We start from the raw sequence: 8,854 nt of genomic DNA on the forward strand, positions 1-8,854 counted from the left end.
TCCGCGCGTGTCCGAAACTCAGCACTCAACTGCCAACTCCGCACCGGACTCCCACTGTTCGCGCTGCGGATCGCCCTATGGAGAGGGCGTTTCCGGCTGGCCGCGCACCTGCCCGTCGTGCGGAACCGTCGCCTACCGCAATCCGCTGCCGGTCGCGATCGCGCTCCAGCCCGTGTACGACACCAAGGGCACGGCCCTGGTCGTGATCACCCGGACCGTTACCCCCGCACGCGGAGGCACGGCACTGCCCGGCGGTTACATCGACGACCGGGAGGACTGGAAGCAGGCCGTCGTACGCGAACTCAAGGAGGAGACCGGCATCGACGCGGCCGCGCGCGAAGTACGGCTCGTGGACGCCATGAGTTCGCCCGACGGCCACCTGCTGCTGTTCGGACTCCTCCCGGAGCGTCCGGTGGAGGGACTCCCGCCCTCCGCCCGCACGGACGAGACCGAGGGCTGGCAGCTGCTGCGCAGGCCCGAGGAACTCGCCTTCCCGCTGCACACCGTGGCCGTACGGGCCTGGTTCGAGGGCCGGTACGTCTAACCGCGCGGCTCAGCCGAGCCCCCGCACCCGCACCGGGTAGGGCGGCTCGGCGGAGCCGTCCTCCCGCTCCCGGGTGACCGCCACCCCACGGCCCTGCCGGCGGACGACATAGCGTTCCATCTCCGGTTCGTCCCAGCCGTCGCCCGCGTCCGGCACGACGAGGCCGCCTCCCGTGCGGCCACGCGCGGGTGCCCACACCTCCAGCTCAAGGCCGCCGTCGGCACCGCGCACGGGGATGACCGCGCCCGCGCGCGCGAACACCGGTATCCGCGACAGCGGCGCGTCGACGAGGACCTGCGCCGGACCTTCGTAGGCCCGCTCCGTCACCGTGTCGTACCACAGGCCCCGCGGCAGCTGCACCGCCCGCCGGTCGGCACCCGGGTCCAGCACCGGAGCCACCAGCAGACCGTCCCCGAGCAGAAACGTGTCCTCACAGTCGCGCAGCGCCCGGTCCTCCGGCGCCCCCCACCACAACGGCCGCACATACGGCGCGCCGGTACGCCGCGCCAGATGCGCCAGGGTCACGAAGTACGGCAGCAGCCGCCGCCGTTCCAGCAGCGCCACGCGCGCGTGCTCCAGCACCTCGGCACCGAACTCCCAGGGCTCCCTGCGCCCCGCCCGGGGACTCGCGTGCGTGCGGAACAACGGCAGAAACGCGCCGAGCTGGAACCATCTGAGGTACAGCTCCGGCGACGGACTGCCGTCGTAACCGCCCACGTCCGGGCCCGAGTACGGCACCCCGCACAGACCGAGCCCCAGCACCAGCGACAGCGACGCCCGCAGCCCCGGCCAGCCCGTCGCCACATCCCCCGACCAGGTCCCCCCGTAGCGCTGCATCCCCGCCCAGCCCGAGCGGGAGAACAGGAACGGCCGCTCCTGGCGCGACAGCCGGCGCAGCCCCTCGTACGCCGCACGGGCCATGCACAGCGCGTACACGTTGTGCCCCTCTCGGTGGTCGCCCCCACGCCCCTCCACGGCGTGCCGCGCCGAACGCGGCAACGTCGTTTCCCCGAAGGCGTTGAACGACGTCGGCTCGTTCATGTCGTGCCAGAACCCCGCGAAGCCCTGCCCCAGCCGCTCCTCGTAAAGCGCGCCCCACCACGCCCGTACGCGCGCGTGCGTGAAATCGGGAAAGACCGACTCCCCGGCCCAGACCACACCCCTCACCTCGCGCCCCGAGGCATCCCGCACGAACGCGTCCACAGCCGAACCACCGTCGTACACGGCGTTGCCCGGCGCGGCCCGGACAGCCGGATCGACGATCGACACCAGCCGGATCCCGTCCCGGCGCAGCTCGTCGGCGAGTTGCGGCAGCTTCGGGAAACGATCCTGGTCGACGGTGAACACCTGGTGGTCGTCGAAGTGGTCGATGTCCAGATGCACGGCGTCCAGCGGCAGACCGCGCTCCTGGTAGCCCGCGACGATCCGGCGCACCTCCTGCTCGCTGCCGAAACCCCACCGCGCGTGATGGTGGCCGAGCGCCCACGACGGCGGCAGGGCGGGCGCCCCGGTCAGCGAGGCCCAGGTGTGCAGCACGCGCGCGGGGGCGCCCACCATCACCCAGCAGCGCAGCGGACCGCCGTCCATCCGTACCTCGCAGCGCCCCGTCCGGTCGTGCCCGGACCCCGCGCCCTCCTCACCCTCCCGCAGGACCACCGTGCCGTCCCACGTGGTGTCGTGGAAGACCAGATGCGTGCCGGCATCGGCCACCACCAGCTGCACCGGCATCGTCAGATACAGCGGATCGTCGCCGGGGCCGAACGCCCGCCCGGGATCGGTGTTCCACAACCGGTAGGTGCCGTCCCTCAGCCGGGGCCCCGACGCCCGGCCGCCCAGACCGAAGAAGCGGGCGTCCGCCGCCACCTCCGACCGCTGCATCCACCGTGCCGTGCCCCCGCCGACCGGCTCCCACCAGCGCGGCGGCAGATCCCGCCGCAGGGTCACCCCGCCCGGCGTGCACACCTCGACCGCACCGTGCCGCGAGACGTTGACCGTCACGCGCTCGGCGACCACCCGCCAGCCGCCGTCCTTGTCCGGCTCCAGCACCGCCCGCGCATCAGGCTCCGGACAGCTCCCCGCGAGCGCGTACGAGGGCTGCGGACCGGCCCCTTCCCACCCCCAGAACACCGCACCGTTCACCGCCACGGTGATCCGCAGCTCGGACCGGCCGAACCGGATCAGCCCGCCACCCGGCCCCGGCTCCACGCCCTCCACCTGACCCGGGACGCGCGCCCGCTCGGCCCCCCGCCGCGGCAGACCCGCGGCGTCGATCCGCCTCCTGCGCCACGCGGCCCGTACGGTACGCAATCCCCGAGCCGCCCTCCCCGAACCGACCACACTCACCGAACGCACCAGGTCACGACCGTCCATGCTGCTCACCCTGCCACTGAGCACCCCACGCGCGTGTGTCGTTCAACTGCCGTTCACCCGTGCCGGGACCACATCTTCACGACAAGGACTGTGTGGGGCGCACCCTGGTGTAGAAGTCGATCACATGGCATCGTCCCTGTCAGCCGCGTCACGCGCACACCCCAGCCCGTGCGCGGACCGACGCACACGACGCGCACAGCCCGGGAGCCGCCCCCATGTCGACCGCGAACACCCAGCCGCTCTGGCAGCCCGATCCCGAGCGGGTCACCCAGGCCCGCATCACCCAGTTCCAGGCATGGGCCGCCGAGCACCACGGCGCCCCGGCCGAAGGCGGCTACCCCGCCCTGCACCAGTGGTCCGTCGACCAGCTGGACACCTTCTGGAAGGCCGTCACGGAGTGGTTCGACGTGCGCTTCTCGACGCCCTACGCGCGCGTGCTCGGCGACCGCACCATGCCCGGCGCCCAATGGTTCCCCGAAGCCACCCTCAACTACGCCGAGCACGCCCTGCGCGCCGCGACCGACCGCCCGGACGAACCCGCTCTGCTGTACGTGGACGAAACCCACGAACCCAGCCCCGTGACCTGGTCCGAGCTGCGCCGTCAGGTCGGCTCCCTCGCCGCCGGACTCCGCGCCCTCGGCGTACGCCCCGGCGACCGCGTCAGCGGCTACCTGCCCAACATCCCGCAGGCCGTCGTCGCCCTCCTCGCCACGGCCGCCGTCGGCGCCGTCTGGACCTCCTGCGCCCCCGACTTCGGCGCCCGCAGCGTCCTCGACCGCTTCCAGCAGGTCGAACCCGTCGTCCTGTTCACCGTCGACGGCTACCGATACGGCGGCAAGGAGCACGACCGCCGCGAGATCGTCGCCGAGCTGCGCCGCCAGCTGCCCACCGTGCGCGCCGTCGTCCACATTCCGCTGCTCGGCACCCAGGCACCCGAGGGCGCCCTGGAATGGTCGGCACTGACGGCCGGGAACGCCGAGCCCGTCTTCGAGCAGGTCCCGTTCGACCACCCCCTCTGGGTGCTGTACTCCTCCGGCACCACCGGCCTGCCCAAGGCCATCGTCCAGTCCCAGGGCGGCATCCTCGTCGAACACCTCAAACAGCTCGGCCTGCACTGTGACCTCGGCCCCGAGGACCGGTTCTTCTGGTACACCTCGACCGGCTGGATGATGTGGAACTTCCTCGTCTCCGGCCTGCTCACGGGCACGACGATCGTCCTGTACGACGGCAGCCCCGGCTACCCCGACACCGGCGCCCAGTGGCGGATCACCGAACGCACCGGAGCCACCCTGTACGGCACCTCCGCCGCCTACGTCATGGCCTGCCGCAAAGCCGGCGTCCACCCCGCACGCGACTACGACCTGACCGCGGTGAAGTGCGTCGCCACCACCGGCTCGCCGCTGCCGCCCGACGGCTTCCGCTGGCTGCACGACGAGTTCGCACAGAGCGGGGCCGACCTGTGGATCGCCTCCGTCAGCGGTGGCACCGACGTCTGCTCCTGCTTCGCCGGCGGCGTACCGACGCTCCCGGTGTACACCGGCGAACTCCAGGCCCCCGGCCTCGGCACCGACCTGCAGGCCTGGGACCCCAGCGGCAAACCCGTCATCGACGAGGTCGGCGAGCTGGTCGTCACCAACCCCATGCCCTCCATGCCGATCCGCTTCTGGAACGACCCCGACGGCAGCCGCTACCACGACAGCTACTTCGACACCTACCCCGGCGTCTGGCGGCACGGCGACTGGATCACCGTCACCTCGCGCGGCACCGTGATCATCCACGGCCGTTCCGACTCCACCCTCAACCGGCAGGGCGTACGGATGGGCTCGGCCGACATCTACGAGGTCGTCGAGCGCCTGCCCGAGATCAGGGAGTCCCTGGTCATCGGCATCGAGCAGCCCGACGGCGGCTACTGGATGCCGCTGTTCGTGCACCTCGCGCCCGGCGCCGTCCTCGACGAGGCACTCCTGCACCGCATCAAACAGACCATCCGCGAACAACTCTCACCGCGCCACGTCCCCGACGAGATCATCGAGGTCCCCGGCATCCCGCACACCCTCACCGGCAAGCGCATCGAGGTCCCGGTCAAGCGCCTGCTCCAGGGCACCCCCCTCGAGAAGGCGGTCAACCCCGGCTCCATCGACAACCTCGCCCTGCTCGACTTCTACGAGGAACTCGCCCGCAAGCGCGCCTGAACCCCGTACGCCCCTCCTCCCCGGCCGGCCTCGGACACGCCCAGCACGGCGGCGAAGCCCGAGGCCGGCCGCGCAGCGCCGGGCCGTTGTCAGTGCCGCCGGTTACGGTGAGTGAGCATTGATCGACTGCGCACTTTGGGGGAAACATGGCGCACACCGACCACCAGACCATGCGACGCGTCCTGTGCCGCGAGATCGCCGGCACCATCGGGCTGCTCACCGACGAACACGACTTCCGCGCCATGCGGCGCTACCGCAGCTTCACCTTCGACGATCACTCGACCTACCTCCAGCAGGTCGAGGCCGTCCTCAAGGCCCGCGCCGACCAGGGCACCCACACCACACTCGCCCTGTTCGACCCCGAGGACTACGCCGCCTACTGCGCGGAAGCCGGCCTCGACCCGGAAGCCCAGGCAAGCCGGACCCGCTTCACCGCGGAACTCGCAGCCACAGGCCCCACCATCCCGTACGACGGCCGGCCCCTCGCCACGCTCGTACCCGCCCTGGTGGACGAAGCCGTACGGCAGGCGACGTGGGAATACGCCACCACCCTGCTTTCCCGACTCGGTCCCTGCCCCACCTGCGGCGAGGACATCGGCAGGGCGGCCTTCACCCGCGCCTCCGACCTCCTGTGCCGCATCCTCGACACCGCCCCGCCCGGCGACCGCCACCTCGTGTGCAGCGTCTCCGGACCACCGGACACCCTGGTCTCCGTCCTCCACGGCGACCAGGACGGCCACGGCGCCACCCGACTCGACGAGGCCGAGGCACTGGAATTCACCAGCGTCCTCGCACTCGGCCTCGCGACCCGCAGCCCCGGCGGACTCGTCCTTCGCACCAGCGCCCCGGACACACCCGACCGCGTCTACGGCTGGCGCCTGCGTGCCGGCGCCCTCGAACCGCTCACCGCCTCGGAAGTGTTCGACGCCTACTGCACCGACGTCGAATCCGGTGAACTCATCTCCCCGGAGCCCGGCGTCGACTACTGCGAGCCCCCCGACCTCGGAGACGAGAGCGCGACACCGGGCCACCGACACTGAACGAGCCGACGCGTCGGACGCGCCGATCACGCCGACAACAGTGCGAACGCACCAGGGGCGCCCCACCCGAAGGCGGGACGCCCCTGACCCCGGCACATCGGACGCGCCCGTACGGCTACTCGCCGGACAGCACCGCCTGAGCCGCGCTGCGCGCCTCCTCGGCGCTGTCCGCGGCACGCGCGGCCGCCGCCGCCCGCTCGCACTGCGCCAGCGTGTACTTCGCCAGCGTCGCCCGGACATAAGGAATAGACGCCGCACCCATGGACAAGGAGGTGACACCCAGACCGGTCAGCACACAGGCCAGCAGCGGGTCGGACGCGGCCTCACCGCACACACCACAGCTCTTGCCCTCGGCCGTGGCCGCCTCGGCGGACAGCGCCACCAGGTCGAGCAGCGCCGGCTGCCACGGGTCCTGAAGCCGGGACACCGCACCCACCTGCCGGTCCGCCGCGAACGTGTACTGCGCGAGGTCGTTGGTCCCCAGCGACAAGAACTCGACCTCCTGCAGGATCGAACGCGCCCGCAACGCGGCCGACGGGATCTCCACCATCGCACCGAACTTCGCCTGCAGCCCCGCCTCGCGGCAGGCGTCGGCGAACGCCTTGGCGTCCGCGCGGTCCGCCACCATGGGCGCCATGACCTCGAGGTAAACGGGCAGTCCCTCGGCGGCCTGCGCCAGCGCGGTCAGCTGGGTCCGCAGGATCTCCGGGTGGTCGAGCAGGGTCCGCAGACCCCGCACGCCCAGCGCGGGGTTCGGCTCGTCGGCCGGAGTCAGGAAGTCCAGCGGCTTGTCCGCCCCCGCGTCCAGTACCCGCACCACCACACGACCCTCGGGGAACGCCTCCAGCACCTGCCGGTAGGCCTCCACCTGCTTCTGCTCGGAAGGAGCGTTCTTGCTGTCGTCCAGGAACAGGAACTCGGTACGGAACAGACCGACACCCTCGGCCCCGGCCTCCACGGCAGCCGGCACATCCGCCGGGCCGCCCACGTTGGCCAGCAGCGGCACCTTGTGACCGTCCGCCGTCACACCAGGCCCGGTCGAGGCGGCCAGCGCGGCCCTGCGCTCGGCGGCCGCCGCCACCAGCTGCGCCTTCTTCTCCTCGCTCGGGTTCACGAAGATGTCGCCGGTACTGCCGTCGACGGCGATCACGGCGCCCTCGGCCAGCTCACCGGCACCCGGCAGCGCCACGACCGCCGGCACACCCAGCGCACGCGCCAGGATCGCGCTGTGACTGGTCGGTCCGCCCTCCTCGGTCACGAAGCCCAGCACCAGAGACGGGTCCAGCAGCGCGGTGTCAGCCGGAGCGAGATCCCGCGCCACCAGCACATACGGCTGATCACTGTCCGGCACACCCGGCATCGGAACACCCAGCAGCCGCGCGACGATACGGTTCCGCACGTCATCCAGGTCGGCCACCCGACCGGCGAGGTACTCACCGGCACCGGCCAGCAGCTCCCGGTACGCCGCGAACGCGTCGTACACCGCGCGCTCGGCCGTGCTGCCGACGGCGATCCTCCGGTCCACGTCCGCCATCAGCTCGGGGTCCTGGGCCATCATGGCCTGCGCCTCGAGCACGGCCTGGGCCTCACCGCCCGCGAGATTGCCGCGCGCCATCAGATCGGCGGCGACGGCGTCCACGGCCTGGCGAGCCCGCCCCTGCTCCCGCTCGGCCTCCTCGGCCGGGATCTGCTTGGCCGGCGGCTCCAGCACCGCCGTACCCATGTGCCGAACCTCGCCGATGGCCACGCCATGGCTCACGCCGACGCCTCGCAGCGTTGTCTCCATCTCACCCGTCTCCGATAGTGCGGCGGATTCCGCCGCCGTGATGGTTGTCCTGTTCGCCGTCCCGCGACGGCCGTACCGTCAGTTCCAGGAGAAGAGGCTGTCGCCGGCCTTCACATCACCGCTGTCACGGAGATCGGAAAGGGACTCGGCCGTGGCTTCGAGCGCGACGACGGGGCAGACCGGGGACTTGCCGGCGGCCTCGACGGCGACGGGGTCCCAGCGCACGACGGCCTGACCGCGCGTCACGGTGTCGCCCTTGCTGACGAGCAGCTCGAAACCCTCGCCGTTGAGCTGCACCGTGTCGATGCCGAGGTGGGTGAGTACGCCGTGCCCGCTCGCGTCCACCACGACGAAGGCGTGCGGGTGCAGGGAAACGATCACGCCGTCAACGGGCGCCACGGCCTCGGAGGGCTCACGCACGGGGTCGATCGCGGTACCCGGGCCGACCATGGCCCCGGAGAAGACCGGATCAGGCACTTCGGCCAGTCCGATGGCACGTCCAGCAAGAGGGGACGTCACGGTGGTCATGGGAAGCCTCCCAAAGAGTGGAGCTGCGCACTGAGCAGCAGCGTATGTCATGTGAAGTGGCGGTTCCGTATGGAAGCTAGCAGCTAGTGGTCTAGACCACCAACCCGACGGATTTGCACCCTCTTCCAGGCCCCGTGTACAGTCGTACTCCTGCTTGGGACGGAAGGTCGCGAAAGCGTCCTCACCCGGCAGGGACCCAAACTCGTCAGATCCTACTTTCGGATCCGCTTCTGCATGCTCGCAGAGGGGTGGTCAGAGAGACGGAAAAACCCTGGTAGAGTTTGAAACACCGAAGGGAAGCCCGGAGGAAAGCCCGAGAGGGTGAGTACAAAGGAAGCGACCGTTCCTTGAGAACTCAACAGCGTGCCAAAAATCAACGCCAGATATGTTGATA

7 protein-coding genes are annotated in these 8,854 nt (G+C 71.2%); 3 read left to right on the top strand and 4 right to left on the bottom strand.

Features of this window, described 5'->3' with window-relative positions:
* Window positions 1-7 precede the first annotated feature (7 nt).
* Window positions 8-544, top strand: coding sequence for an NUDIX domain-containing protein (locus ABZ624_RS29145; RefSeq protein ID WP_360095224.1), 537 nt, complete (start codon window positions 8-10; stop codon window positions 542-544).
* Window positions 545-553: 9 nt separating this feature from the next.
* Here the strand turns inward: ABZ624_RS29145 and ABZ624_RS29150 are convergent, their stop codons facing one another.
* Window positions 554-2,914, bottom strand: coding sequence for a glycoside hydrolase family 31 protein (locus ABZ624_RS29150; protein WP_360095227.1), 2,361 nt, complete (start codon window positions 2,912-2,914; stop codon window positions 554-556).
* A 215-nt stretch (window positions 2,915-3,129) separates the two neighbouring features.
* Between ABZ624_RS29150 and ABZ624_RS29155 the strand changes: the two genes are divergently transcribed.
* Window positions 3,130-5,106, top strand: coding sequence for an acetoacetate--CoA ligase (locus ABZ624_RS29155; RefSeq protein ID WP_360095230.1), 1,977 nt, complete (start codon window positions 3,130-3,132; stop codon window positions 5,104-5,106).
* Between the two features lie 146 nt (window positions 5,107-5,252).
* Window positions 5,253-6,146, top strand: a complete 894-nt coding sequence (locus tag ABZ624_RS29160) for a hypothetical protein (protein ID WP_360095233.1) — start codon at window positions 5,253-5,255, stop codon at window positions 6,144-6,146.
* 115 nt (window positions 6,147-6,261) lie between these two features.
* Here the strand turns inward: ABZ624_RS29160 and ptsP are convergent, their stop codons facing one another.
* From ptsP to ABZ624_RS29175, 3 genes are all read right to left on the bottom strand, one after another.
* The gene (ptsP, locus tag ABZ624_RS29165) at window positions 6,262-7,932 is read right to left on the bottom strand and encodes a phosphoenolpyruvate--protein phosphotransferase (RefSeq protein ID WP_360095236.1); all 1,671 of its coding nucleotides are present in this window, start codon (window positions 7,930-7,932) and stop codon (window positions 6,262-6,264) included.
* A 78-nt stretch (window positions 7,933-8,010) separates the two neighbouring features.
* On the bottom strand, window positions 8,011-8,460 hold the full coding sequence (locus tag ABZ624_RS29170; RefSeq protein ID WP_360095239.1) for a PTS glucose transporter subunit IIA: 450 nt from the start codon (window positions 8,458-8,460) through the stop codon (window positions 8,011-8,013).
* Between the two features lie 212 nt (window positions 8,461-8,672).
* Window positions 8,673-8,854 (bottom strand): hypothetical protein (locus tag ABZ624_RS29175; RefSeq protein ID WP_360095242.1); only part of this gene is annotated, 182 nt, incomplete at its 5' end.

Source organism: Streptomyces sp. NPDC007205 (genome assembly GCF_040634095.1).
Taxonomy (GTDB): domain Bacteria; phylum Actinomycetota; class Actinomycetes; order Streptomycetales; family Streptomycetaceae; genus Streptomyces.

Excerpts from the sequence above, each read along its gene's own strand:
- ptsP (WP_360095236.1), bottom strand. The coding sequence starts at position 7,932 with ATGGAGACAACGCTGCGAGGCGTCGGCGTGAGCCATGGCGTGGCCATC.
- ABZ624_RS29160 (WP_360095233.1), top strand. The coding sequence starts at position 5,253 with ATGGCGCACACCGACCACCAGACCATGCGACGCGTCCTGTGCCGCGAG.
- ABZ624_RS29155 (WP_360095230.1), top strand. The coding sequence starts at position 3,130 with ATGTCGACCGCGAACACCCAGCCGCTCTGGCAGCCCGATCCCGAGCGG.
- ABZ624_RS29150 (WP_360095227.1), bottom strand. The coding sequence starts at position 2,914 with ATGGACGGTCGTGACCTGGTGCGTTCGGTGAGTGTGGTCGGTTCGGGG.
- ABZ624_RS29170 (WP_360095239.1), bottom strand. The coding sequence starts at position 8,460 with ATGACCACCGTGACGTCCCCTCTTGCTGGACGTGCCATCGGACTGGCC.